Raw genomic sequence first — 26,497 nt, forward strand, 5'->3', positions numbered from 1 at the left:
AGCGGACAACGGTTAAAAACTGATTAACTATTAGAATAACTTTAAACCAATAAACAGCAAATAAGTTTTGGGAAAATGGGGTCAGTTAAAAATAATCTCCACAAAAATAATCTAATTTGTCGATTTTTGCTTTTTAAAACGAATTATTCGTACCCCCAATTCCCACAAAGCAAGTTTGGCATCCATTGTACGCTCAAAAAAACATCAAAAAAAACAAGCACTTCTAAAAACCTTATTTCAATATGCTTGTTTACTTTTTTAAGTATACTTAAATATTTATTTTAAAATGAGCCATAACATTTCAACTTCAACAGAGAATTTTATTAAAGCGATATACAAATATGAGCAAGGAGTAGATCTGGACACCAAGCCCGGTTCAATTGCTAAAGAATTGGGAATTACCAATGCCGGGGCAACAGACATGGCCCAAAAACTCGCTCGTAAAAAGCTTATTAATTACGAGAAATACAAAGAACTAAAGCTAACGCCTGCCGGGAAAAAGTTGGCTTTGAGTGTTCTTCGGAAACATCGGCTTTGGGAGACCTTCCTTCATCAGGTATTTGAGCTAAGTATGCACGAAATACATCGCGAAGCCGAACTACTGGAGCACCTGACTTCTGATTTTTTAACCGATAAAATTGCCTTATTTCTGGGAAATCCGTTGACTGATCCACACGGCGACCCAATTCCCACAAAGCAAGGTATCATTCCAACAAACGAAAATAACGTCATTCTGTCGTTGGCTGAAACCGGATGTGAATATGAAATAGCACGCTTATCAGGTTCTGACAAAGAATATTTTGATTTCTGCCACTCGAATCAGCTTAAAATTGGCTCGAAACTTTGTGTGAATAAACAATATAAGAAAAACAAGATGACCGAAATAGAAGTAGGCGATACAAAACTTCTGTTAACGATGGAGCTTGCAAATACAATTTATATCAAAAAATTAAAATAGAAATAAATGAACGTACGAATACTTCTCCTACTACTTCTAATTGCAGCGGGCGCTAAAGCCCAGGAAAACATTCCGGAACTGATTACCGATAGACCTGACCAAACAGAATCAGCTGAAGTTGTTCCGTTAAACTCGCTACAAATTGAGACCGGCTTTGTCGTATTCAATGACAAGGCTAACCAGATACAACAGACCTCATACGCATATAATTCAACCTTGTTGCGTTATGGTATTCTGCCAAATTTCGAATTGCGTTTAGGCTTGGAGTACCTTGGGGATAAAACAGAGATCTCTTCAAGCTCAATTTCTGGATTTGGACCACTATACACCGGCTTCAAAGTAAAAATTAGTGATAAGCAAAAAGGGATGCCAGCCATCGCTATTTTAGGTGCACTGACTTTCCCTTTTACAGCCAATGAAGAATACAAACCCTCGGAGCCGGCGGCCAATATGCGTCTATCCATTTCGCACACGCTTTCCGACCGGATTTCGCTGGGCTATAATTTGGGAGTTGAATGGGATGGAGAAACGCCAACACCAGGTTATTTCTACTCCATTGCCCTGGGCATAGGTATTTCTGACAAAATTGGACTCTTTGCTGAAGGCTTCGGCTTACTGGGTGCAAATGATAAAGAAGAACATCTTCTGGATGCCGGAGTTACCTATTTACTGCTTCCAAATCTTCAAGTTGATATTTCGGGAGGAATCGGACTTTCAGAAAATGCTGCCGACAGTTTTGTTGGAGCTGGTCTGAGCTTCCGGCTACCTCAATAATCGCGATTAAAATGAAACTATAATACGTTTACGAAATGAATATCTTGTCAATATTACAGATCCAGCCCGGAACCATGATTTTATCCGGAATTTTGATCATCGGAATCCTCTTCTGGATCTTTTGGCCCGAAAAGGGTTTAATCGCTCTCCTTTCGAAAGTAAACATGAACAACCAGCGGGTTCATCTGGAAGATGCATTGAAGTATCTGTTCGATTGTGAATACAGAAACAGCACTTGCGACATGAACGGAATTGCCGGCAACTTGAACATTACCGGAGACCAAGCCAGCAAATTGCTCGAACGTCTGCTTTCCATGGGACTGATCGCTATCAATCATCAAAGTATAACATTGACTGATACTGGCCGCTCCTACTCCCTTCGTGTAATTCGTGTGCATCGTATTTGGGAAAGATATCTGGCCGACGAAACCAGTGTTTCACAAGCCGACTGGCATAACCATGCCGATAAAATTGAGCATCAGGTAACCCCGGAAGATACCGAAAAACTGGCAGCCCAAATGGGACACCCGGTATTTGATCCTCATGGTGATCCGATTCCGACCGCAGAAGGAAACCTACCCAACCATAAAGGAAAGTCCCTGAGCCAATTAAAAGAAGGCAACATTGGGCGCATTATTCATATCGAAGATGAACCCAGAAATATTTACGAACAATTGGTGGTACTCGGATTATACCCCGGCATGCAAGTATATGTAACCGACGTTAACGAAAAGAAGATCACCTTTGCTGCTGATGGTGACGAATGTACCCTAACCCCGCTTTTTGCAGCACACATCACGGTAGAGCTGCTTTCAGGGAAAGTGCCATTAACACAGAAATACGAATTGCTTTCGGAACTTGCGGTTGGCGAAAAAGCCAAGGTAGCAGCAATCTCGCCCAATTGCCGGGGACAACAACGACGAAGGCTTATGGATCTGGGCATTGTTCCCGGAAGTCTGATTTCACCCGAAATAAGAAGTGCCTCCGGCGACCCGGTTGGCTACAGGGTAATGGGAACCACCATCGGAATACGACAGAAAGAAGCTGAATTAATCTTTATCGACCGCCCAAAAGAGACGAGCACAAAACAGTGATTAGAAACAAGTTCCACACAATACCTTTTGATAATTTTAAACTAGAAACACATGAAGTCAATTATACAAAATACGAACAACTGCAACAATTGTTCCGTCCACAATGCTGCCAACCTGGTAAAACTAGGACTGAATCTGGATGATGTGGACTACGTGATCACCATGGCCGGAAACCCAAACACAGGGAAAAGTACGGTTTTTAATAACCTGACCGGCCTTCGTCAACATACCGGCAACTGGCCCGGGAAAACAGTTACACGAGCCGAAGGAGGATTCAGTTACAATGAAAAGCGCTATAAAGTGGTCGATCTTCCGGGAACTTACTCACTGCTTTCAACCAGTACTGACGAGGAAGTAGCACGAAATTTCATCTTGTTTGGTCAGCCAGATGTGACCGTCATTGTAGTGGATGCCACAAGACTGGAACGCAACCTGAACCTGGCACTGCAAATACTCGAAATAACCGACCGTGCTGTTTTGTGCCTCAATCTAATGGATGAAGCCAAAAGAAATCGTATTGAAATTGACACAAGAGCCTTATCCAAGGAATTGGGAATTCCGGTAATTCCCACTGCGGCCAGACGAAAACAAGGTATGCAGGAACTTTTAGCAGCTATCGAAGAAGTGGCCAGCGGCAAGTACGTTTGCAAACCTCACAAAATGAAGAACCGCTCACCCAAATTACAACATGCCATTTCAACCCTCTCCGAGAAACTTGCCCGGCAATACCCCAATCTTCCGAACACGAATTGGGTAGCGCTGCGCCTACTCGAAGGCGATAACAGCATCATTGAAGCTGTTCGCACCGGCGAGCTGGGAAGTATCAACACAAACGAATCAGTGGTTCAATCCTAAAAGTAACAACATGCAAAATACAACCAATAAAGAAAGAGAAGAGTTATTAAATGAGGCCAACTCAGCCCGATGGGAATTGGGACTAGACTTTCATGATACTGTAATTGAATCGATTTACTCCAATGCATCGCAGATTGCCCGAAAAACAGTAACACAAAAAGGCGAAAAAGAAGCCTATAGCGCCGATCTTAAAATTGATAAAATTGTCACAAGCAGATGGCTTGGTTTTCCACTGATGTTTTTGATGCTTGCCACCGTTTTCTGGCTAACCGTAGCTGGAGCCAACTACCCATCCGGTCTTCTGGCATCGCTATTAGTCGACTACATGCACCCAATTTTAAAGAGTGCAGCGGCATCAATTAACATGCCTTGGTGGCTTGATGGTGTTTTAATTGATGGTGCTTATTTGTCAATGGCCTGGGTCATCGCGGTGATGCTGCCCCCAATGGCGATCTTTTTCCCACTATTTACCTTGCTCGAAGATCTTGGTTATCTGCCACGAGTGGCCTTCAATATGGACAACCTGTTCCGCAAAGCCGGAGCACATGGCAAGCAGGCACTATCGATGAGTATGGGATTTGGATGTAATGCTGCGGGGGTTATTGCCACCCGGGTAATCGATAGTCCGCGCGAACGATTGGTAGCCATTATCACCAACAATTTTTCGTTGTGTAATGGTCGCTGGCCCACGCAAATATTAATTGCCTCAATCTTTATCGGAGGACTTGTTCCAGCACAGCTTGCCGGAGTCGTTTCCGCCGGAGCAGTTGTAGGCATAGCGGTTTTTGGAATATTTCTGAGTTTGGTTGTTTCCTGGGGGTTGAGCAAGTCTGTACTGCGTGGTGAAGCATCCGCTTTTAGCCTGGAGCTCCCACCCTACCGACCGCCCAGAATATGGCAAACGCTTTACACCTCGCTAATCGACCGAACCATATTCGTACTTTGGCGTGCGATCATTTTTGCAATTCCTGCCGGGATTGTTATTTGGTTGGTGGCCAACATTCATATTGGCGAACTCAGCCTGGCCGAACACTTTATTCAGTGGTCCGATCCTTTTGCCATTATATTTGGGTTGAATGGAGTTATTTTACTGGCCTACATTATTGCTATTCCCGCGAACGAAATAGTTATTCCTACAATATTAATGCTAACCGTATTAAGCACAAAACTAACCGGAGGAGCCGGTGATGGAGTTATGTTCGAGCTCGACTCGGTGGGTGACACAGCCAACATCTTGCATGCGGGAGGCTGGACTTTGCTTACAGCCGTAAACCTGATGCTTTTCAGCTTGCTGCATAACCCGTGCTCAACAACCATTTATACAATTTTTAAAGAAACCAAAAGTTGGAAATGGACACTTGTTTCAACTTTTCTACCCATTGTTATGGGACTGGTTATTTGCTTTTTCACCACACAAATATGGATGCTATTTGTAGTTGGATAAGGAATTTAACACCTAAAAAAAAAGAAATGCAGCTCGCCAAATCGAGTTGCATTTCTTTTTTCAGTCCCATATATCAAGTATTTATAAGAATAAAAAGGACATTCTTTCGAATGCCCTTTCTGTTCTTAACCCTATAGCGATTGTCCTTCATAAACACGGGATTCTTCCAACGGAACCAAGTCACCTTCAAAGGTTAGCTGTCCCCGCCTTAAACCCGTTAAGGTTGCCCTTGTGTTTCCTGACGGACTGATTGAAAACCGTAAGTCGTAAATTCCTAGTGGAGTCATCACATTTAAAGCCAAACTAAAAGTTCTCTTTCGCTCATTCTCCTTAAGTTCATATTTTGTAATAGTACCTTTAGCTGTTACTCCACCAACACCATTCGGCCCAATACGGAAGTTTGAGCCAACCTGAATAACTGCTGTTGCTGAGTCAACTGATACGAAGTTGATGTTGGAGCTCGCAAAGACTCGATTTCCATACTTATCCTGTAAAAAATCGGCCTCCAGCACAAAGCTTTTATTCTCCAACATATACTTTGTTAATTCATATTGCTTCTCCATCTCGATCTGCCGTATCTCTTTTTTGGACAGAACCGAGTCCTTGTCATTTTTTTGTGCAAAAATGGTACCCGATACAACAACGCACATGATCAATAAAGCAATCTTTTTCATTATTTTTCCTCCTGTTTTTCTTTTTTCTACTGATTAAATAGCAAGATTTATTCCAGAAGTGCATCGTAAAACATTCTTTAGCACTCTTTAGCAAGAATTAACAAACTGGAGAGAGTGTGTTTGAGGTAGAAAACGATATGTTTCGGTTTTATACTATAGCGGCAAATCACAATTGGATTCCACGCCATCAACAGAAGCTCCAATACTTTTATAAAAATCAATAGCTGGCTGATTCCATTCGGATACCTGCCAATGTAATTTTTTACAATTTTGAGCTTGACCAAATTCAATCACCTGGTTGATTAACTTAGTGCCCACTCCCTGACCCCTGAATTGAGGCTTTACATAGAGATCATCCATATAGAGCGATTTCCCTATCCAAGTATAGTAGGCGAAGAAACAAGTTACATAGCCAATAACTTCACGACCCTGGCATGCCACAAATCCATTAACATAGTCACTTTCCTGAAGCATCTGTTTTTCAGTATTCGTTACTTTTCCAGGCATTCTTTGGAAAGTGGCAAACTCTTTAAATAATTCAATCAATTTTGGGAAATCCGTTTTTTTGATTTTCCTGAACTTAGCTTCCATACTGATCTTACTCAATACAATTAGAAGACAAGTTAATAAAACTTAGAACATCTCGTAATTAGAGTAAACCCAAAAGGGCATTCCTTCGAATACCCTTTTTAGTTCGTATTGACCTTATCCAAGGTCATGATTCCTGCCCGCTACGATCTTTAGTAAAAACTAATCATTTACGATCACATGATCCGCTAAGTCGATCGGCAGCTTTGTAAGTTCGCGGGTAGCCAACGCTGCCACTTTTATAGCTCCTGCCAATCGAAGGTGTGTGTTATCTTGCCTTCCTTCCGGATATTTCTCAGTAGGCTCGGTCCACAGATAGAGTTCTTTCGAAGGCTCATCCCCCATCGACTGAACCAAGTCTTCCGTTAGTTTTTGCAAGTCGATTAAAGGAACATTAAGCCTTTCCGCTACCTGCCTCATTGCAACAGGATAATCGCCATGCGTATCTACCAATTGTCCATTTTCGTCAAACTTACGGCGAACAATAGAGGTTAGTAAAATTGGAGTCGCACCTTTCTCACGAGTTTCCAACACATACTTCTCCAAATTTTCAGAGTAGCTTTCAAAAGGAATGGTATATCGTGTGCTGTCCTTAATTTTTTGGTCGTTGTGCCCAAATTGAATCAGAACGAAATCACCTTTCTTCAAGCTATCCAAAACAACTTGCCACCGACCTTCGTCTATAAAACTTTTGGTACTGCGTCCGTTCACCGCGTGATTATGAACCGTAACTAACGAATCAAAATACTGGGCTACAACTTGTCCCCACCCTGTTTCAGGATAAACTTCGGTCTTTTTATTTGCCATGGTTGAGTCGCCAACCATAAAAACATCAATGCTTTTTTCTTTTGTGCTGCATGACGACAGAACCAATGCAAGCACGACCATTAAAATTGTATTCTTCATCCGTTTTTAATCATTTTATTTTACGCACATCAACATAAATCACTTGTTACCAATCGTCTACATGTGCGAATTTTTACCTGCTCGTTTTCAGTATCTTTTGTTGAAATTTGATTTTAGCATTCAGCCAATTCATTTAAATATTCCTCCAAATTGGTGTATCCATCGCCATCGCAATCACCATTTCTATCGGACGCATTTTTAGGATCAAGTTTATTTTTTACTTCCCATTCATCAGGCATGCCATCCCGATCGGTATCCTTTGGTGCCGGCTTCGACTTTAATTCAGGCCAGCCGCCAACTGATTTTTGCGAATCAATAATTCCGGAGTTTGCTCCCCAGCTGTCACCAAATTTACAAACGCCGGTTTCTGTTTCCCAAACAATTCGTTGATCAATCGGGTCTCTTTGAGGTTTCGTTGCTCCTGCGTATTTCAATACCAACCGGTACGCCTCTTCAGCATCCTGCGTATTAACAGGTGCAAATGGCACGGGTTCTTCTAATCGGGCTCCGTGGATTACTTTATCACTAGCTTTTTGAACTCCCTTGGTCCAATTATCGGCGGTAACCTCAGGAAAACCATCAACATAATTGCCCTCAATATAAAACTTGCCAGCTCCCAAAGTATCCGCATTTTCATTGCCTTTATTTTTGATGTACTCATGCGTTAAACTTAGGATACGATGTGGTAGCTCGCCATTTCTTTTTGTAGCCGGACCTGCCTTATAATAGTTATTCACCAGGTTATAGTTGCCCTCTTCGCCACCATAAACATTTTGAAATCCCCAGTTGAAAATCACATTATTTCTGAAATCAGTATATTCGGTTTCAGGAGTAGTATCAAACCGGGCTCCATTAAAACGTGGCAGCCGGCTGGTGTGACTGGCAATTAAATTATGATGAAATGAGGCTCCTGTACCACCCCAAATTCCCCCATAACCGTGTTTGCCTTTTTTGTGTCCCGAATCATACAAGCTTTCACTTACAATACACCACTGAACCGTTAAGTTCTTGTTATCGTAAAAAGACATTGTCTCATCAATCGACCAACTTAAGGAGCAATGATCAATAATGATATCCTCCTTGCGCTTACCATTCATGGCATCCTGTGCACTACTTTGCAATGTTTCGTCGCCACATCGAAAACGCAGATGACGAATAATGACATCACTTGAACTAACCGAAAAAGCATAATTTTTTACGCAGATTCCGTCTCCCGGTGCTGTTTGCCCGGCAATGGTTACATGTCCGTGGCTAACTTTTAGAGGAGCTTTGAGTGCAATTGTTCCGGAAACAGCAAAAACGATGGTTCGCCTGCAATCCAACTCAAGTGCCCAACGCAGTGAACCTTCCTGAGGACTATCAGGATTATCAGTCAGCTTGTCTACGATATAAACATCGCCACCGCGTCCGCCTTTTGTATAGCGTCCAAAGCCTTCAGCTCCGGGAAACGCCAGCTGCTGTGCCTGCGCAAACAATGGAAAAAACAGAATGATTAGAATTAGTTTTCGCATAATTCAATGTCTTGAATTTACTTACTAACCTTCACCTCACTACTGTTCACTTCTTTATCCAGAACTAATACTTCATCTACATTTATATCCGACATCACCTTAATTTCCACATTCTCGGTCTTTGCTCCACTCACGGAAATCATGGGTTGATCAGCTTTTTGAATTTCAAGCCCGGAAATCTTCACATCTTTCACATTATAAAAATTAAGAGCAGGTTGAACTTTTGCCTTTAAGTGAAGATTTTTCACCGTAATGCCTTTTGCATCCATACATAGCAAGCCATTTTCTGCTTCCATTGTTAGGTTTTCCAATAAAACATTCTCCAGATTCATTTCAGGAAGACCTTGTAAATAAATCGCCTGATGAGCCCCTTTGCATCGAACATTTTTTATCGTTATATCTTTAAACTGAGGTGTTTCTTCGGTTACCGGAGGGATGACTTCCTCTATTTTTTCATTATCCTTGTCTGCCAACATCTCGGAAACTGATTTGCCTCCATAATATAAGTTGAAAGAAATCGCATTGGTCGGAATATCAATCATATCGACATCTGAAATATAGATTCCTTCAACAACGCCGCCGCGTCCACGTGTACTTTTAAAGCGTAAACCAACATCAGTTCCCATAAAAGTACATCCAGAAACGTGTAGGTTTTTTACACCTCCGGACATTTCGCTTCCAACAGTTACACCGCCATGTCCGTGATAAACAATGCAATTCTTAACCACCATATTTTCATTAGCAATTCCTCGATCACGTCCATCTTCATCTTTTCCTGACTTGATGCAAATTGCGTCGTCGCCCACATCAAAAGAAGAGTCGTATAACACCGTGTTTTTGCATGATTCAACATCTATCCCATCACCGTTTTGCGAGTACCATGGGTTGCGGACATCAATATTGCGGACCGTCAAGTTCTCGCACATTAGCGGGTGAATATTCCAGGCCGGAGAGTTTTGAAAAACAGGTCCGTCAAGCAATACCTTGTTACAATTTACCAGACTCACCATCACCGGACGCATAAAATCTTTAATTTTATTGTAATCCTCCATATTGTCATATTTCTGAACCACGTTCATATCAGCCATCTCAACTGCGTCAAGATATTGCTGAGAAGGATACCAGATGCGGCCATCTTTATCGACGACGCCACCTGAGTTGACAAACTCGTTCCATTGTTTATCTGTCAATTTCGACCTTTTAACAGGACGCCAGGCATCACCTGAACCATCAATCACACCAGTTCCTGTAATAGCAATATTCTCCAGATCATTTCCCGAAATCGGCGACTGACAGCGTACGGTATTCAGTCCTTCAAAACTGGTTTCAACCAACGGATAAAGATCTTTATTGGTGCTAAAAATAATCAACGCACCATCTTCCAAATGAAGATTGATGTTACTCTTCAATACGACTGGTCCGGTCAGCCAAATTCCGCGAGGAACAGATACTATTCCGCCACCCTTTTCAGCAACTTGGTCAATCGCATCAGCGAACGCTTTTGTATTTAATACCTGGCCATCACCAACTGCCCCATATTCTGTAATCGATGCTGAATAATCAGGGAAACTTGGTTCAATGACCATTGGCATTTCAAATTCAACCCCCTCATAAATATCAAATGTTTTTTCGACTTTAGGTTGCTGTGCTGTACAAGCGACAGCGACAAATAACAACAGGTATAAATGCGTTGTAAAAAATCCAGCTAGCTTTTTCATTATATTATGTATTTATTGTTTTCCTATTTTTTTCATTTCTTCATAAACCAATCGAGCCACTTCTTTTGCTCCTTCTGGTTGAAAGTGCGTATTATCATCCTGTCCATCTGGATAGGCTTCGTAAACGCCGGCAGGTAAGTTCATGAAATAATTTTTTGATACGTACTCTTTTCCTTTTTCAGAAAAAGAATCCATTGATCGTTGATTCAAGTCAATCAACAAAACATCCATTTCATTACCAACCGCTTTCATTGCATCAGGATAATCTCCATGAATGTTTTGCAGGTGCCCATCTTCCCAGGGATAGTTCCGGGCAACGGGAGTTACTAATATCGGAGTACCTCCTTTTTCACGTGTTTGATTGATAAACAAGCGTAAAAACTCTTTGTAGCCCTCAATATTAACATATCGCGCGGGCTTGCTTTCGGCTGCATCATTATGTCCAAACTGCATCAAGACCAAATCACCGACTTGCAGTTCGTTATAAACAGCTCGCCAGCGCCCTTCCTGAAAAAAAGTACGAGTGCTGCGCCCCCCCTTGGCTCGGTCGTCAACAACCAAGCTATCGGCATCAGTCAATTGGCTGATTTGCGAAATGCTGTCTTTTGACATAAATGGCTGAAATACCTGCCCCCAACCTGTAATTGGATGTCGTTTCGACAGGTAATCTTCTTCTAAAGCATAATTGGCAACCGTTGAATCTCCAATCAACCAAACCTTGCTTACTTTTTCTTTGAGCTCCTCTTGCTTGTCGGTACATGATTTTAAGATTGGTGACAATCCTAAAATCAGCATCAGAGCAACTGCGCGATATTTACCTAGTTTTTGCTGCATGAATTATTTCTTAAGCTCGTCAATTCTAAACCAGTCGATGTCAACGGTACCCGAATCATTGATGATTCCATCGCGAAGCGCGAAATAGCCAATTTTTGCACCAATCCAACGACCAGGAACTGCAGAGAAACTCTCTCCAACTTCCTTAAATTTCTTTCCGTTCTTACTGATGCTAAAACTGCAAACAGCTCCTTCTTTTACGTTAATTCGGAAATAAACGGTATTGCTATCAAAATCGTCGCAATACAGTTCCTTTTCGACACCTCCTGTGCGGGCATTTTCGCAATTTACCACTCGGGCCATCAGCTTTTCGCCAACCTGCTTTAAGGAAATGTATTGATAGTTTTCACCCATCACAACAAACCCGACTTCTTCGCCATCAAATCGGTGATTGAAGGTCAGTTTGGTCGTTGCCATGAACTCTTCCGCCGGAAATTTCTGTAATAATAAATTCGGAATAGGCCAAAGACTTACATAATTCTCAGGACGAGGTTTGCAGTTTAACCTGTAATACCCCAAGTTACCTGACGGGTAACCAAATTTAAGCTTTGGATTAGCATGCCATTGCCACTGAATTCCCAACTTGTGTGTATTAAATTCATCGCTTTCGGGCGGAGTTACAACTGGGTAAGTACCACCAACGTCGGGTTTTTTGTACGATGCAACAGGCTCACCTATTCCATTGCCATCCTGATCAACTCCCATCACAGGCCAATCGTTTTCCCAACTCATGGGTTGCAAGTGCACAATACGTCCGTAGGCTTCTTTATCCTGAAAATGAATGAACCAATCTTCGCCAGTTTGGGTATCTACCCAAGCTCCTTGATGAGGGCCATTAATATCTGTTTCTCCTTGCTCTAAAACAACTTTCTCTTCGTAAGGGCCATAGATATTTTTTGAGCGTAATATCAACTGCCAACCAGTTGAAACACCTCCGGCTGGAGCAAAAATATAGTAGTAACCGTTTCGTTTGTAAAACTTAGGTCCCTCAACTGTTGGATGAGCTTCGTGACCATCAATTAACATGACATCATTACCTATCAATTGTGTCCCATCAGGGGTCATTTCGCTCAGCATCAATACACTTTTCACAGTCGCTCTGCTTCCGGCAAATGCATACACCAAATAAGCTTTCCCATCGTCGTCCCAAAGCGGCGATGGATCAATCAGGCCTTTGCCTCCACGCACCAAAACAGGTTCAGACCATTTACCGGCCGGATCTTCTGCTTTTGTCATATAAATTCCAATGTCAGGATCAGGATAATAAATGTAGTACTCGCCTTCGTGATAACGGATACAGGGAGCCCACACGCCATTGCCGTGTTGTGGTTTATCAAACACATCAAAGGGTGGTTGTTTAGGCAACGCATAATTAATCAATTCCCAATTCACCAAATCTTTAGAATGCAAAATGGGTAAGCCGGGAACACAATTAAACGACGATGCAGTCATATAAAAATCGTCGCCAACCCGCACAGCGTCAGGATCAGAATAGTCGGAATGAAGAATGGGATTTTTATAAGTCCCATCGCCGTTATCGGCTACCCATACATTTGAAATATACTGTTTGGAGACATCTTTCTTTTGTGCTAACACCGGATTCAACATGCTTACAAGACATGCTATAATTAGTAATTGTAGTTTATTAAGCTTCATGTTCTATTTAGTTTGTTAATTTATCTACGTTTTTCAACAAATGCTTTTCCGGGCATCCACCCATCAAAAATATTCTCTAACGTATAATTGGCTCTTTGCTCTTTAGTTAGTTGTGGCGCCCACGCTACACGTTTTTTGGGATTAGCACCCTCACCTGTATTTTGGTACTCAACGTAAGTTGACTTTCTTTCGGCTTCTTCTTTTCCCCAATTATGCCAACCTTCTTCTTTAATCACTTCGCTCAGCTCACATTCAATAAAAGCTGTTTTGGCATAGGGTCTCCAGGGACGGCCAAGATAAACGGAGCCTGCCGGAGCATTGCCTGTGATTTTACAATGCAAAAAAACAAAGCCAAAAGGTGTTTCCTCCAAGGTTGACGCAGCCGTTACATAGCCTGGGGCTTTGCAAAAGATTTCGCAATCTTCGAAGACAGCTGTTGACCAACCAAAAATAAAATCGACCGTACCCTCAATGTAACAGTTTTTATAGTATTGACGACTATTTTCTCCTTGCGGATACAGGGTATCCTGATTTCCCAAAAAACGACAATTATTAAAGAAAATACGGTCGCCGGTAACCCGAACAGCAACCGCCTGACCTACTGAACCGGCAGAATTTTCGAAGGTGATATTTTCGGCATTAAAGTCGTTGCCAAACACATAAAAGCCCGACGAACCGGTTGTTCCCATTTCTTCTCCAAAACAATTTTCTTTGGAAGCATAATCATCGTTTGTAATAAGGGTGTTCTCAACACTTTCACCGATAAAACTGACCTTGTTTTTAGAACTCGGCAAAATCAATTTTTCTTTGTAAACACCGTTTTTGATAAAGATGGTCGTTCTCTCTTTCCGAAAATGAGGAACAGCATCAATGGCTTCCTGAACAGTGGTAAAATCACCTGATCCATCTTTCGAAACTACAAAATCAAATTGCTGCCCAACATTGGCAAAACCAAATGTATTTAACAGAACAAAAAGTACCAGTAGCCCGTAGTTTTTTAGTTGCATGTTTTCTATATTTTGATCGCTCAGTTCTGTTTTTGTGTCGCAGAGTTTTTGATTCACCTAAAAAAAACTGGCGATACGATAAAAAAACGTATACTGTCACTCTGAAAAAAATTCAAAATAACAATACTTTTCACCCCTTTTGATCTCTTAATTCATTATTTGCTGATTTCCAGGCTGGCCAAAATAAATGGACCGACGCCTTTTGGATCATTATCACGAATAGGCTCACTAATGTAGTACTCAAAAGACGCATCACGATACGGATCGCCGCCAAGTCCTGCGACAGAACAAACATCGGTTAGGCTAATCGTGCCATTTTCATTTTCTTTAATGAAGTTATCCAAAATGCCGGCGTATCCTTTTTCGGCTACCTCACGATATTCTTCGTCAATATATCCTACTCGAGTGGCTTTAGCCAATGCATAAACAAACATGCTTGAAGCAGACGATTCCAGGTAATTTCCTTCCCGGTCTCCCTGATCTAACACCTGATACCAAAGACCTGTTTCTTCGTCCTGCCACTTTTTCAAACCGGCTGCTACTTCTTGCAATATCTCAACAACCTGGTGTTTTTCAGGATGATCTTCAGGAATAAAATCCAATGCATCAACCAGAGCTGCAGCATACCATCCCATTGCACGTCCCCAGAAATGAGGAGAACATCCGGTTTCCGGATCTGCCCAACGCTGCTCTTTGCTTTCATCCCATCCGTGGTAGTTTAACCCAACGATTGAGTCATAGGTATGCTTGTGTACGGTGACGAATTGATTGATCACATCATCAAATGCTGCCGGCTCGTCGAACACTTTTCCAAACTCGGCATAAAACGGAGCTCCCATATATAAGCCATCTAACCACATTTGATGAGGGTATCTTTTTTTGTGCCAAAACCCACCTTCCGAAGTACGTGGATGATCCTCCAATTGATCGCGTAATATGAAAATAGTCTTTTTGTAGCGCTCATCACCTGTCTTTTCATATAGATCAAACAAGAATTTACCAGAGTTAATTTTATCAATATTAAAATCACTCTTTTTATAACCTTTTATTTCACCATCTTCGTTAATGAACTGATCTGCATACTCTTTGGCATATTCGTAATAAGCAGAATCTCCTGTTTCCTCCGACAATTCAACCATGGCTGAAGAAACCAGTCCGGCAGTATAGCTCCATTTTCCTTCAGGGTTAAAATCTACGGTTGAAGCCTCCGGAAAGTGAACCATCTCGGAGTCGGCCATACGAACTGCCATTTTAATCGCTGTTGAGTCTGCAACGATTGGGTCAGACTCCTTTTCCTTTTTTTCGGTTGTTGTGCATTGGCTGAAGGTAAAGCCAATCAGTGCCAGAATCAGATAAGCATTTTTAACTTTTGTCAGGTACATTTTGTTTTAATTTTAGAGGCATAAATAAACTTAGGGAGGAGTCTTGTTTTAAAAAATAATATTCACAAGAATAACCAATGCGACAACCAGCCCGATCACAACGATCGTTATGGTCCAGGAATTTCTTTTCAGATCTTTTCGCATTTTATCCATAAGTTTTAGTGCCTGTTATTAAGCTTACCAAAAATAAGACGACAATCCCGCACTTGCCTTAGATTAATTCCCAAAAAGAACAGGCCTCAATATCAAAGAGGGAAATACATACCAAATAGCGGGGTCTATTTTCCCACACACTGTTTACACATCAAAAAAGCAACTTACAATCAGAGAAATAAAACAAACGCTACGAATACAATTTTGGCTTTTAATCCTGTCGCAAACAAGCTATTGAGAAAAAAAACTGGGTAAAAGAAAATTCTAAAAGCTGACTATCTCCATGGTAAAATCAAGGGGTACTACGCCAACTTCAATTCTGTTAAAAAACAGAAAATCGAATTTCCTTATTTCGCCCCTCTGTCATTTGGAAGACGAACATCTCTCTTATAAATCAGCCCGAAAACAGGAAACCTCGAAGATCTATTTGACTAAATCGATTGTCGTATTGAAAGTAGAGCGACCCGACCTAATTCAGTTTTTTTGCTTGTATTCTGTCGCATTCATGCCGTAAGTCTGGCGGAAGCATTTCCGGAAGTGTGACAGATCTTTAAAACCGACAGCGTAAGCTATTTCACTGACGGTCATTTTTTCTTGCAACAATAACTGAGTTGCCCGCTTCAACCGAATACTTCTTATAAATTCTTTGACTGTCATATCCGTCAATGCATTCAACTTACGGTACAATTGCATACGGCTGACACCAACTTCCTGTGCGAAACGCTCGATATCCAAATCGGTATCTGCAATATTGTTTTCGACCACTTCAACTGCTTTCTGCAAAAATTTTTCTTCTGGAGAAGAAATGATGATATTTTTAGGCTGGAGTGTGATTTCGCCAGAGTATTTCTGTTTTAGTGAATCACGAATCGAAAGCATATTTTCAATTTTTGTCTGTAAAATAGCCAGATCAAAGGGCTTGGTGATATAATCATCCGCGCCACTCGACAATCCTTTTATTTCGTGATCTTTTGAATGAAGCGCGGTTAAAAGCAATACCGGAATGTGAGATATACGCTCGTCTTTCTTTACTTTTTTACAAAACTCGTAGCCATCAATATCGGGCATGAGCACATCACTAACAATCACATCGGGTACCTGTTCCAATGCCATCTTCAAGCCAATTCGGCCATCAGCAGCTTCAAAAACCTGAAATCTGGAGTCAAAATGACTACTGATCAATTTCCTCACATCAGGATTATCATCAACGACCAACATGATGCGACTATTCAAATGCTCCGGCTCACGAACCAAATTCGATTCATTTGTGGTCCCGACCCCGGAATCGTTCAGCGCTTCTGTTTCAGGAGGCGTTTCCACTAACTCGCCTTTGACATAGGGCAGCCGAATGGTAAACTTACTGCCCTTGCCGGGTTTACTCACGACATATATTTTTCCATGATGAAGCTTCACCAGTTCCTTTACATACGACAACCCAATTCCTGCTCCAGTTTGCACCTGCTTTTCATTGGCCTGAAAAAATCGGTTGAATATTTTGGATGCATTGGTTTGCGAGATTCCCTGCCCGGTATCCCGAACCGTGATTTCAATAAATTCCTTATCAGGGTTTTCCGATGCCAAATCCTCCTCATTCGTATCAAAAATTAAAGACAAATTCACCGTGATCTGACCGTCTTTTCCGGTAAATTTGAATGCGTTCGAAAGCAAGTTATTGATCATCTTCTCGAGTTTATCGGCATCAAAACGAGCAGTCAAATTCTTTTTTAAGGAATTGAATTTTAGCTGAATATCCTTTTCATCGGCATATCCCTGAAAAGACTCCACAATTTTTGAAATAAAACTTACAATATCTCCCTGCACGAGCTCCAGTTTCAAATTTCCGGATTCAAGCTTCCGAAAATCCAGTAGCTGATTGACCAAACGATCAAGCTGTTTCGCATTTCGGTGCATCATATCAAGATTGGCACTAACTTCCGGCGTAGTCACCTTTTGCTTAATTAGCTTTTCGAGTGGCGCAAGAATCAAGGTTAGCGGTGTTCTTATTTCGTGCGATACATTGGTGAAAAACTTCAACTTGAGCATATCCAGCTCATGCAATTTGCGAGCTTTCATTCGTTCCAAAATCAATTCACTTTTAATCTTTTCACGATAAAGGAAGAATTGGATCAACAAATAAATCAGCACACAAATGATTAAAATAATCAAACCACGGAACCAAATAGTTTTCCAAAAAGGCGGTAAAATAGTAACCATCAGACTCAACTCACTTCCAAGTTCTGTCTTCCCCGGAACAACTCGTTTAACATGGAGCATATAATCGTCTGGATTTAAATTGGTATAGGTGGCTGTTCGGTTTTGACTAGGCTCGTTCCAATCTTTATCAAAACCTTCTAAATAATAGCTGTATAAATTATTTTGGCTATTTACGTAGTTCAATGCTGCAAACTCAAGTGTAAAAACGTTTTGCTCGTAGGGCAGAACCAAATGCTTAGTCTCTGAAATGCTCTTCGTCAGCACTCCTTTGTCGCTGTTAATTGGAACTTTCTTGTTAAATATCCGCAGATCAGTTAAAACTAAAGGAACATCGCCATCTTCCAGCTTCACTTCTTTCGGGTTGAAGATATTAAAGCCTGATACTCCACCAAAAAGTAACCGTCCATCCTCCGCTCTGTATGCAGCCCCATAAGAAAATTGATTGCTTCTCAGTCCGTCCTTACTTGTAAAGTTTTGAAAAGTCTCCCGTTCAGGGTCAAACTTCGACAAACCGTTTGAGGTGCTAACCCACAACTTTCCGCTATTATCTTCTAAAACGCACAGAGCCTGATCATTAGACAAACCATCTTCTGTGTCGTAGTATTGTAAAGCCCCGTTTACACTTGAATACTGTGCAATTCCCTTATCTAAAGTAGTAAGCCAATAACGACCTTTCGAGTCCTCAACAAAAGCCCTTGAATGCTCACTAAAACGAGTTACTTTCTTGCTTTCAGGATCATAAATACCAACCATATCAGATGTTCCAAACCAAATGCGGCGAAAGGAGTCCATCTCCATCCAGTTTACCTGCTCCTGCCCTGCCAATTGAGGATAGTGAATAAACTTGTCATTCTGCGAATCATATCGATCAATTCCCGCCGATGTACCTACCCACATATTCCCGTTGTGATCAAGTAGAAAGTCCCAAATTTTATTATCCGAAATACTCCCTTCGTTTGATGGATTTGCATCAAAATGTCGAACAACTTTCTTCGTTTTCAGGTTTACCACATCAACTCCTCCAAGGAAAGTCCCTACCCAGAGATTTCCTTTCTTATCTTCCTGAAATGCTTTAATACAGTCTCTTGAAATCGATTTTGGATCATCAACTCTGGCTCTCAGATAGCTGTAGTTTTTTGTTTGCGGATGATAAATATTAATACCTCCATCCTCAGTACCAACCCAAATATTCTGCTCCCCGTCAATCCAAAATGCATAAACAATACTACTATTCAAATACTTATTACCATCGTCCGACGGATGTGGAATATAATTTTCAAATACCTGTTTATTCTTTGCCAGCAAATTCAATCCTCCGCGCGTTCCAATCCATGCTTCACCACGACTATCGTGAACAATATCCAATACCGAATTATTGATCAAACTAGTTGACTCCCGCTCATCATTGTGATAATAAGCAGCCACGCCATCGTTTTTAGAATAAACAAAAATTCCACCACGCGTGCCAATCCAGTAGTTGCCGTGGGCTCCTTCTGAAATTGAACGAACCGTCTTTGTTCGTTCAAACGACGACCCCAAATCGACAGGTTCTATTTCCTTTGACTCCGAATCGACCACAAAAACACCGTTGGAATAGGTGCCAATCCACATATCCCCATTTTTATCCTGAAAAAGCTCCCAAATCTCATCGCGCCCTGTTCCTGCTAATGGCAAAGCAAACTTCTCGCAAGTTTGCTGCCGGGTGTTAATCAAGAAAACGCTCTCGTTGGTACCAGCCCAAAGCATCCCATTCTGATCAAATTCAATCACACGTACAAATGCCTCATTTTTATCTTGTGAATCTTCGGGAACAAGCGACAGGCGAGAAACAGTACCAAGCGTATCAATAATTAAAATATCGTGATTGGTTGCCAACCATAAATTTCCGGAGGCATCTTGCTCAATATCATTAACAGACCTGTCTTCACCACTGAAATAGAGATTATTTTCGTAGGGACAATAAAAGGTTTCTAACTCCCTGTCGAACACATTCAACCCTCCATTTTCGGTACCAACCAAAAGACGCTCTTTGTTGTCTTCAAAAATCACCCTCACCAAATTTCCGTTCAGGCTTGTTGTATCATCATCCGAATGCACAAAGTTTACAAACTCATATCCATCAAAACGACTTAGTCCCTGGCTGGTGCCAATCCACATCCATCCTTTATGATCCTGATAAATTGTCTGTATCAAATTATTAGGCAGGCCGCTTTCCTGAGTAAATGAGTCGAAACTTACTTCGTTGCTCGCAGCAAAACCCGCTGAAAAATAGAGGAGCCCCCACAAAACAATAAACAGTGTTTTCGCAAACCGCTCCATTTGTGATATTGTTCGTTCAAAATATCGTATAATCCGTTCTTTCATTCTCTTTTCCATGCCACTTAACTAGGGCAAAATAATGCTTATTTTAAGATATTTGCAAATATCCTGATTCTCGCAGTACCTCAACTCAGCTTCAACAAAAGCTTTGCCCAAAAACAAAAACTGAACAGAGAAACAAGCGACTCCACCCTCACCTTACAAAAAGAGACAAACTATAAACATATCATAACTTATCTAATTCAATGTTATGCTGAACAAAATGCGCTTGCTGCGAGTTACAATTTTAATATTAACGAAACACTGTATACAGTTCAAAAAAAATCTGCTTTACTATTGACGGATTACGTGTAGTTTGACAATTATTTGCTAATTTTAATTTGATTGAAACCGAATCCTATGACACATTCAGATAAAAAACAAAGTGAAAGTGACCTTTCAAAAATGCATTCATCACAAGCTTCATTATCCAATGAGCTATTAAAAGGATTTGACAAAAATCTTGCAAATGACGCATTTATACGTTTCGACACTTCAAAAAAACACCTTTATCATTCAGGCAATCTGTTCTCTATGCTTAATACCAGCCCCGATAATATTATTGGACAGGCCATAAGCGAAACAGATTATTTAGGAGAGTTGACCCACGACATCGACCAAATCCTTGACCTGATAATTAAAAACGGCACTCCTTACTTCAACGAATTTCGGCTAAAAAACACAACCAAGCCATTATGGATTAGCATTAGTTTATCGCCTGAAAAAGACGCAACAGGAGACATTGTCACAGTCAATGGCCTGATCAGGGATATTACGAAACAAAAAGATACTGAAGCTCAAATTCAGAAGAAACAAGAATGGAAAAGGTTGGTTGTGGATGCATCGGAGTTAGGTGTTTGGGATTGGAAGGTTAACAGCGAAGATTTACAAATATCAAGAAAATGGAAAGCACAACTAGGCTATTATCCTGACGAACTGGACGATAAGTTTCAGACCTGGATGAACAAACTTCACCCGGACGATTATAACCGGGTAGAGCGGTCGTTTACCAATTTCCTTAAAAGCAGCTCGCTAATTTTTGAATCAGAATTCAGGTTAAAACACCGGGATGGAGTTTATCGTTGGATTAAAACCCGCGCCGCAGCTATTCGCGACAGTCAAGGAGAAGCTGTGCGTATTTTAGGCACGAATCGCGATATCACGACAGAAAAAAAGCATGAGGGTAACCTCCGAAAACTCAATCAGGCCATCATGCAAAGTCCTGTTGCGATCGTAATTACCGATTTAGATGGATATATTGAGCTTTTCAATCCGGCATATTGTAAAATTACCGGATTCCAGAAAGACGAGTTGATTGGGAAAAAGACTAACATTCAAAAATCCGGCTTTCATTCTAAAAAATTCTATGAGGAACTTTGGGATACAATTACAACAGGTAATGAATGGACAGGAGAATTTAAAAACCGAAACAAGAACGGAAGAACATATTGGGAGCTGGCCTCTATTTCGAGCCTAAAAGATGAGCACGGCATTATTACTAATTACATTAAAATTTCCGAAGAGATTACATCATTCAAACGGCTGGAAGAAGAACTAAAAAAGTCAAGAAAACGAACTCGCATCGAGAACCAGTCCCGGCATAATTTCATGGCCAGCATGAGTCATGAAATCAGAACACCGATCAATGGCATTATTGGATTTTCCGAGCTGTTACAAACGGGCGATTTATCGTTAGAACAACAACATCGTTACGCTGATATTATTGAAAAAAGTAGTCGATATTTATTGGTACTCATTGATGACATCATTGACATCTCAAAAATTGAAGCAAATGAGTTGAAAATAAAAAAGGATGCTTGCTCCATACAAAACACGTTTAGTGAATTGTCAGCAAGATTTAGTGAAATGCAGGAAGCCAGAGAAAAACCTAATTTGGAAATTCGCTTCCGAAAACCGAATCTGAAACATCACGATTATATTTTCACTGACACCCAACGGCTGAAGCAAATTTTATTTAACCTTTTTGATAATGCACTGAAATACACCGAAAGTGGGCATATTGAAATTGGTTATCAATTGATGACTAATAAAAAGATCCAGTTCTATGTAGAAGACACCGGAAAAGGAATCCCGCAAGAACAGAAAAACACAATTTTCGACCGTACACTTCACCATGCACACAGCTTAAAGGAACGCAAAGGAGGGGCCGGGTTGGGGCTCGCCATTTCAAACGGACTCGTAAAGCTAATGGGTGGCTCGATGAACGTGAAATCCACAGAGGGCAAAGGCTCTATTTTCTATTTCACAATTCCTTACGACAAGATCAGTGCCCCCGCAAAACCGCAACCAAAGGAACAAAAACAGGATTATGACTTTACTGGATTTACAATTTTGATTGCTGAGGACGTTGACTACAATTATGAATACCTCGCTGAAATTTTAAGAGACACCAATGCAAAAGTGCTTTGGGCCAAAGATGGTATTGACGCGCTAAACCTCTATGGTAAAAACAGAGTCGATCTAATCCTGATGGATATTCAGATGCCCGAAATAGATGGTTATCAAGCCACTCAAACGATTCGGAAGACCGATAAAGAAATACCGATTATTGCCCAAACAGCCTATGCAATGGCCGAAGAAAAACAAAAGTGCCTGGATTCCGGCTGCAATGACGTTTTAAGCAAACCCATAAAAATGAAAGAGTTGTTGGACACTTTGGCCAGTTATCTCAAATAACCTTGGCATTTTGGCTATAATTAACCAGCTCTTATTAAATTTGATGCCATAATAATTGCCAGGTATGATTACGGAAAAGTTTCCTTCCCGCTTATTGGAAAACGCTGTCAACGAATTTGCCAAACTTCCGGGTATTGGTCGTAAAACGTCATTGCGATTAGTCTTGCATTTGTTGAAGCAGGAAAAATCGGAGGTTGAATTGTTTGGGAATAGTTTAATCCAACTACGAACCGAGATTAAACACTGCAAAGTATGTTACAATATCTCCGACTCCGAGACATGCAATATATGTAGCAATCCCAATCGTAATTCTGAGGAAGTGTGCATTGTGGAAAACATTAAAGATGTGATGGCCATCGAAAATACGCAGCAATTTTCAGGACTCTATCACGTACTTGGAGGAATTATTTCTCCAATGGACGGAGTTGGCCCATCGGACCTGGAAATCAACTCATTAATTGAGCGAGTGAAAAGTGGAGAGGTAAAGGAAGTCGTTCTGGCATTGAGTACAACCATGGAGGGAGACACAACAAATTTTTATATTTATAAGAAATTGAAAGATCTGAACGTTAAGATATCAACATTGGCCCGTGGGGTATCGATTGGAGATGAATTGGAATACGCTGATGAAATAACACTAGGCAGATCCATTAAGAACCGTCTTGACTTTGAAAGTACATTATCACAGTAACCATTTCAAAAAAGCCAAGCAGCATTAAGCAACAATGAAGCTCTCAGTCGTAATTGTCAATTACAATGTAAAATACTTTTTAGAACAGTGTCTGCATGCTGCTCTAAAAGCATCCAGGAATATAGATGCTGAGATTTTTGTTGTGGACAACAATTCCGTTGACGCTTCGTGCCAAATGGTTCGCGAAAAATTCCCTGAAGTTAAACTGATCGAAAATCACGACAACAAAGGCTTTTCAAAGGCCAACAACCAGGCCATTCATCTATCTACAGGAGAGTATATCCTGTTACTCAATCCCGATACAATTGTTGAAGAAGACAGCTTTATCAAGTGTATTCAATTTATGGATGAACATCAGGAAGTCGGAGGCCTGGGCGTAAAGATGATCGACGGAAAGGGCCGTTTTCTACCTGAATCGAAACGAGGACTTCCAACGCCGCTTGTTGCATTTTATAAGATTTTTGGGCTATCACGTCTTTTCAGTAAATCGAAGCGATTTGCCCGTTACCACATGGGTCATCTGGATAAAGAGCAAACCCATGAAGTGGAAGTTTTAGCCGGCGCCTACATGTTCCTGCGAAAAACAACATTGGATCAGGTTGGTCTACTCGATGAAGATTACTTTATGTACGGCGAAGATATTGACTTATCGTATCGTATTACCCAAAGTGGCTACAAAAACTACTATTTTGCCGATACCACCATCATTCATTACAAAGGAGAAAGCACAAAAAAAGGCAGTATCAACTATGTCAAAATTTTTTATCAGGCCATGGTTATTTTTGCCCGTAAACATTTTTCGAAAGGGCGAGCTGATTTATTCTCTGTTTTAATCAATCTGGCGATTTATTTCCGGGCTTTTCTAGCCATCGTAACCCGATTTGCTAAAAGCATCTTCCTCCCAATTGTTGACGCACTGGTTATTTACGGCGGCTTTTTATGGCTTCTCCCTTATTGGGAAAGCTTCAAATTTGAACCGGGTTACTATCCTGCCCGGTTTATGAATACAATCGTTCCGATTTATATCCTGATCTGGATCGCAAGCACTTGGATGTCGGGAGGCTACCAAAAACCTATAAAAATCCTTAATATTTTTAAAGGTTTGTTTTGGGGCAGCATCACCATTTTAGTTTTTCATTCACTGGTCGACGAAAGCTTACGCTTTTCGCGGGCATTGATACTGTTAGGTTCAGCCTGGGCTTTTGTAAGCCTTTTGAGCTACCGATATATTCTAAGCCATAGCAAGTCGAAACGAGTTCAATTTGATCGAAATCGGAGAAAACGCGTCATATTGATTGCCAACAAAGAAGAGGCCTCCAGAATCAATCAATTAATCGATCAGTCGAATATGAAAATCAACGTTATTGGATTGGTTCAACCAACAAAAAATCATGCAGAAAAGGAGTTTCTGGGAAATCTCAGTCAACTAAGCGAAGTGATCAGTATTCATAAAATAGAAGAACTTATTTTCAGCGCCAACGATCTTCCATCCAGAGAAATCATCAACATCATGCTTAAGCTCAGTCGGCTAAATATCGAATACAAAATCGCTCCACCTGAAAGTTTATCAATCATTGGAAGCAGTTCAATTGACACAGCCGGCGAGCTCTACGTGGTTCATCTAAACGCAATTACAAAAGAAAACAACCAACGAAACAAGAGACTTCTTGACCTTCTGCTGAGTTTAATTTTACTGGTTACTTTTCCGGTTACGTGCTGGTCAGTCAAGAAAAAACCGGGTTTCCTGAATAATATTTTGACCATTCTATTTGGCACAAAAACATGGGTTGGGTTCTCTGGTAATGAAGAGACGAAGTCTCGTCTTCCTAAAATAAAGAGCGGAGTGCTTTCGCCTGCTGACAAATTTGAACATGAAATTAACGAAGAGAAAAAATTAGAAATTGATATGGTATACGCCCAAAATTACAGCATCTTGCAAGATGTAGATATTATTTGGCATGCCTGGAAAAACCTTGGACGATGACATTAAACAAACTTGCGCACGGAAATATTCGCTTTCGACCTTTGGAACCTGAGGATCTGGAATTGGTTTACCAATGGGAAAATGATCCGGAAATTTGGCAAGTGAGCAACACGTTGGTTCCATTTTCAAGATATATTTTGAAACAGTATATTGAAGAATCTCACAAGGATATTTTCGAAACCAAGCAGCTTCGACTCATTATTGAAGATATTGCACAAAATGCAGTTGGCGCTATTGATCTTTTTGACTTTGATCCGTATCATCAGCGAGCCGGTATCGGAATCTTGATTTACAATAAAAAAGACCAAGGCAAAGGACTCGCCTCTGACGCTCTTCGATTAATGGCATCATACGCCCGCGAAGTAATAGGACTGCATCAGCTGTACGCTAACATTACCGTAGACAACCAAGCGAGCATTCATCTGTTTAAAAAAGTCGGGTTTCAGCTTGTTGGCACTAAAAAAGACTGGATAAAAACGTCAGACGGCCGAGTGGATGAGGATTTGTACCAATTGATCTTATAACTGCTGAAAATCAGGAATCTCTTTCAAGAAAGAATAGGATTTCTTTTCAATATCAACAGAACAGCAATAGTGACATAATCCGTTGGAAACGATTAAATACGGAACCTGAAAAGTCATATTGTATCGAGTAATTTGGTCAAATGTTTGCTGTGCTATTTTCACAGATGGAGCTTTAAATTCAACAATCAGCAGTGGCTTTCCCCGACGATTATATACCAACAAATCAGCTCGAAATTGATTTCGGTTTAGTTTTAATCCGGTTTCGATCGCCATTAATGAGGGAGGAAAACCTTTTGCATCAACTAAATACCTGATAAAATTCTGACGAACCCATTCTTCAGGAGTTAGCACAATCATTTTTTTTCGCAACTCATCAAAAATGAGCTTTTTGCCATCCTGGTCTTGAAAACGGAAAGAATATGTTGGTAAATTTAGTTCAGCAAACATAGTTAGAAGCTACAAAGTTGTATTTTTG

General features: G+C 40.9%; 20 protein-coding genes. 9 read left to right on the forward strand and 11 right to left on the reverse strand.

Going from position 1 to position 26,497, the window contains the following annotated elements:
• The first annotated feature begins 286 nt into the window (after window positions 1-286).
• Genes GR929_RS09780 through GR929_RS21760 form a run of 5 tightly spaced genes read left to right on the forward strand, consistent with a single transcriptional unit; the run spans window position 287 to window position 5,125 of the window.
• Entirely contained in the window at window positions 287-958 is a 672-nt protein-coding gene (locus GR929_RS09780; RefSeq protein WP_201300956.1) for a metal-dependent transcriptional regulator, read from the forward strand.
• 6 nt (window positions 959-964) lie between these two features.
• On the forward strand, window positions 965-1,732 hold the full coding sequence (locus GR929_RS09785) for a transporter (RefSeq protein ID WP_159519223.1): 768 nt from the start codon (window positions 965-967) through the stop codon (window positions 1,730-1,732).
• Window positions 1,733-1,767: 35 nt separating this feature from the next.
• Window positions 1,768-2,826, forward strand: a complete 1,059-nt coding sequence (locus GR929_RS09790) for a metal-dependent transcriptional regulator (RefSeq protein WP_159519225.1) — start codon at window positions 1,768-1,770, stop codon at window positions 2,824-2,826.
• Between the two features lie 51 nt (window positions 2,827-2,877).
• Window positions 2,878-3,681 carry a FeoB small GTPase domain-containing protein gene (locus GR929_RS21755; RefSeq protein WP_201300957.1) on the forward strand — a complete coding sequence of 268 codons (804 nt, stop codon included), beginning with the start codon at window positions 2,878-2,880 and terminating at the stop codon, window positions 3,679-3,681.
• A 10-nt stretch (window positions 3,682-3,691) separates the two neighbouring features.
• Window positions 3,692-5,125 (forward strand): ferrous iron transporter B, encoded by a 1,434-nt coding sequence (locus GR929_RS21760; protein ID WP_201300958.1) that lies wholly within the window; start codon window positions 3,692-3,694, stop codon window positions 5,123-5,125.
• 131 nt (window positions 5,126-5,256) lie between these two features.
• On the opposite strand, the gene GR929_RS09800 is transcribed toward GR929_RS21760, so the two are convergent.
• From GR929_RS09800 to GR929_RS09845, 10 genes are all read right to left on the reverse strand, one after another.
• Window positions 5,257-5,799 carry a DUF4251 domain-containing protein gene (locus tag GR929_RS09800; RefSeq protein WP_159519227.1) on the reverse strand — a complete coding sequence of 181 codons (543 nt, stop codon included), beginning with the start codon at window positions 5,797-5,799 and terminating at the stop codon, window positions 5,257-5,259.
• A gap of 153 nt (window positions 5,800-5,952) precedes the next feature.
• A complete protein-coding gene (locus GR929_RS09805; RefSeq protein ID WP_159519229.1) occupies window positions 5,953-6,390 on the reverse strand; it encodes a GNAT family N-acetyltransferase in 438 nt (145 codons plus the stop codon).
• A 159-nt stretch (window positions 6,391-6,549) separates the two neighbouring features.
• Window positions 6,550-7,293 carry a rhamnogalacturonan acetylesterase gene (locus GR929_RS09810; RefSeq protein WP_159519231.1) on the reverse strand — a complete coding sequence of 248 codons (744 nt, stop codon included), beginning with the start codon at window positions 7,291-7,293 and terminating at the stop codon, window positions 6,550-6,552.
• Window positions 7,294-7,406: 113 nt separating this feature from the next.
• Window positions 7,407-8,804: a pectate lyase family protein gene (locus GR929_RS09815; RefSeq protein WP_159519233.1), complete on the reverse strand. Its 1,398-nt coding sequence runs from the start codon at window positions 8,802-8,804 to the stop codon at window positions 7,407-7,409.
• A 17-nt stretch (window positions 8,805-8,821) separates the two neighbouring features.
• Window positions 8,822-10,522 (reverse strand): glycoside hydrolase family 28 protein, encoded by a 1,701-nt coding sequence (locus GR929_RS09820; RefSeq protein ID WP_159519235.1) that lies wholly within the window; start codon window positions 10,520-10,522, stop codon window positions 8,822-8,824.
• A gap of 12 nt (window positions 10,523-10,534) precedes the next feature.
• The gene (locus GR929_RS09825; protein WP_235934239.1) at window positions 10,535-11,356 is read right to left on the reverse strand and encodes a rhamnogalacturonan acetylesterase; all 822 of its coding nucleotides are present in this window, start codon (window positions 11,354-11,356) and stop codon (window positions 10,535-10,537) included.
• A gap of 3 nt (window positions 11,357-11,359) precedes the next feature.
• On the reverse strand, window positions 11,360-13,012 hold the full coding sequence (locus tag GR929_RS09830) for a glycoside hydrolase family 43 protein (protein ID WP_159519237.1): 1,653 nt from the start codon (window positions 13,010-13,012) through the stop codon (window positions 11,360-11,362).
• Window positions 13,013-13,032: 20 nt separating this feature from the next.
• The gene (locus GR929_RS09835) at window positions 13,033-14,019 is read right to left on the reverse strand and encodes a pectinesterase family protein (RefSeq protein WP_159519239.1); all 987 of its coding nucleotides are present in this window, start codon (window positions 14,017-14,019) and stop codon (window positions 13,033-13,035) included.
• A 155-nt stretch (window positions 14,020-14,174) separates the two neighbouring features.
• A complete protein-coding gene (locus tag GR929_RS09840) occupies window positions 14,175-15,401 on the reverse strand; it encodes a glycoside hydrolase family 88/105 protein (protein ID WP_201300959.1) in 1,227 nt (408 codons plus the stop codon).
• A 627-nt stretch (window positions 15,402-16,028) separates the two neighbouring features.
• The gene (locus GR929_RS09845; RefSeq protein WP_159519241.1) at window positions 16,029-20,144 is read right to left on the reverse strand and encodes a hybrid sensor histidine kinase/response regulator transcription factor; all 4,116 of its coding nucleotides are present in this window, start codon (window positions 20,142-20,144) and stop codon (window positions 16,029-16,031) included.
• A 342-nt stretch (window positions 20,145-20,486) separates the two neighbouring features.
• Between GR929_RS09845 and GR929_RS09850 the strand changes: the two genes are divergently transcribed.
• The 4 genes from GR929_RS09850 (at window position 20,487) to GR929_RS09865 (ending at window position 26,022) form a co-directional block, all read left to right on the forward strand.
• Entirely contained in the window at window positions 20,487-22,823 is a 2,337-nt protein-coding gene (locus tag GR929_RS09850; protein WP_159519243.1) for a PAS domain S-box protein, read from the forward strand.
• Window positions 22,824-22,887: 64 nt separating this feature from the next.
• On the forward strand, window positions 22,888-23,514 hold the full coding sequence (gene recR, locus GR929_RS09855; RefSeq protein ID WP_262886043.1) for a recombination mediator RecR: 627 nt from the start codon (window positions 22,888-22,890) through the stop codon (window positions 23,512-23,514).
• A gap of 34 nt (window positions 23,515-23,548) precedes the next feature.
• Window positions 23,549-25,498: a glycosyltransferase family 2 protein gene (locus GR929_RS09860; protein ID WP_159519245.1), complete on the forward strand. Its 1,950-nt coding sequence runs from the start codon at window positions 23,549-23,551 to the stop codon at window positions 25,496-25,498.
• Window positions 25,495-26,022, forward strand: a complete 528-nt coding sequence (locus tag GR929_RS09865; protein WP_159519247.1) for a GNAT family N-acetyltransferase — start codon at window positions 25,495-25,497, stop codon at window positions 26,020-26,022. The genes GR929_RS09860 and GR929_RS09865 overlap by 4 nt, the downstream gene beginning before the upstream one ends.
• On the opposite strand, the gene GR929_RS09870 is transcribed toward GR929_RS09865, so the two are convergent.
• Window positions 26,017-26,469, reverse strand: coding sequence for a type I restriction enzyme HsdR N-terminal domain-containing protein (locus GR929_RS09870; protein WP_159519249.1), 453 nt, complete (start codon window positions 26,467-26,469; stop codon window positions 26,017-26,019). The genes GR929_RS09865 and GR929_RS09870 overlap by 6 nt on opposite strands.
• Window positions 26,470-26,497 lie beyond the last annotated feature (28 nt).

This window comes from Sunxiuqinia indica (assembly GCF_009847015.1).
In the GTDB taxonomy this organism is placed as follows: Bacteria; Bacteroidota; Bacteroidia; order Bacteroidales; family Prolixibacteraceae; genus Sunxiuqinia; species Sunxiuqinia indica.

What these genes read in the sequence shown, in the direction of transcription:
- recR (WP_262886043.1), top strand. Translation starts at nt 22,888, where the DNA reads ATGATTACGGAAAAGTTTCCTTCCCGCTTATTGGAAAACGCTGTCAAC.
- GR929_RS09815 (WP_159519233.1), bottom strand. Translation starts at nt 8,804, where the DNA reads ATGCGAAAACTAATTCTAATCATTCTGTTTTTTCCATTGTTTGCGCAG.
- GR929_RS21760 (WP_201300958.1), top strand. Translation starts at nt 3,692, where the DNA reads ATGCAAAATACAACCAATAAAGAAAGAGAAGAGTTATTAAATGAGGCC.
- GR929_RS09830 (WP_159519237.1), bottom strand. Translation starts at nt 13,012, where the DNA reads ATGAAGCTTAATAAACTACAATTACTAATTATAGCATGTCTTGTAAGC.
- GR929_RS09850 (WP_159519243.1), top strand. Translation starts at nt 20,487, where the DNA reads ATGACACATTCAGATAAAAAACAAAGTGAAAGTGACCTTTCAAAAATG.
- GR929_RS09835 (WP_159519239.1), bottom strand. Translation starts at nt 14,019, where the DNA reads ATGCAACTAAAAAACTACGGGCTACTGGTACTTTTTGTTCTGTTAAAT.
- GR929_RS09805 (WP_159519229.1), bottom strand. Translation starts at nt 6,390, where the DNA reads ATGGAAGCTAAGTTCAGGAAAATCAAAAAAACGGATTTCCCAAAATTG.
- GR929_RS09810 (WP_159519231.1), bottom strand. Translation starts at nt 7,293, where the DNA reads ATGAAGAATACAATTTTAATGGTCGTGCTTGCATTGGTTCTGTCGTCA.
- GR929_RS09790 (WP_159519225.1), top strand. Translation starts at nt 1,768, where the DNA reads ATGAATATCTTGTCAATATTACAGATCCAGCCCGGAACCATGATTTTA.
- GR929_RS09785 (WP_159519223.1), top strand. Translation starts at nt 965, where the DNA reads ATGAACGTACGAATACTTCTCCTACTACTTCTAATTGCAGCGGGCGCT.
- GR929_RS21755 (WP_201300957.1), top strand. Translation starts at nt 2,878, where the DNA reads ATGAAGTCAATTATACAAAATACGAACAACTGCAACAATTGTTCCGTC.
- GR929_RS09865 (WP_159519247.1), top strand. Translation starts at nt 25,495, where the DNA reads ATGACATTAAACAAACTTGCGCACGGAAATATTCGCTTTCGACCTTTG.
- GR929_RS09870 (WP_159519249.1), bottom strand. Translation starts at nt 26,469, where the DNA reads ATGTTTGCTGAACTAAATTTACCAACATATTCTTTCCGTTTTCAAGAC.
- GR929_RS09845 (WP_159519241.1), bottom strand. Translation starts at nt 20,144, where the DNA reads ATGGAAAAGAGAATGAAAGAACGGATTATACGATATTTTGAACGAACA.
- GR929_RS09840 (WP_201300959.1), bottom strand. Translation starts at nt 15,401, where the DNA reads ATGTACCTGACAAAAGTTAAAAATGCTTATCTGATTCTGGCACTGATT.
- GR929_RS09800 (WP_159519227.1), bottom strand. Translation starts at nt 5,799, where the DNA reads ATGAAAAAGATTGCTTTATTGATCATGTGCGTTGTTGTATCGGGTACC.
- GR929_RS09860 (WP_159519245.1), top strand. Translation starts at nt 23,549, where the DNA reads ATGAAGCTCTCAGTCGTAATTGTCAATTACAATGTAAAATACTTTTTA.
- GR929_RS09820 (WP_159519235.1), bottom strand. Translation starts at nt 10,522, where the DNA reads ATGAAAAAGCTAGCTGGATTTTTTACAACGCATTTATACCTGTTGTTA.
- GR929_RS09780 (WP_201300956.1), top strand. Translation starts at nt 287, where the DNA reads ATGAGCCATAACATTTCAACTTCAACAGAGAATTTTATTAAAGCGATA.
- GR929_RS09825 (WP_235934239.1), bottom strand. Translation starts at nt 11,356, where the DNA reads ATGCAGCAAAAACTAGGTAAATATCGCGCAGTTGCTCTGATGCTGATT.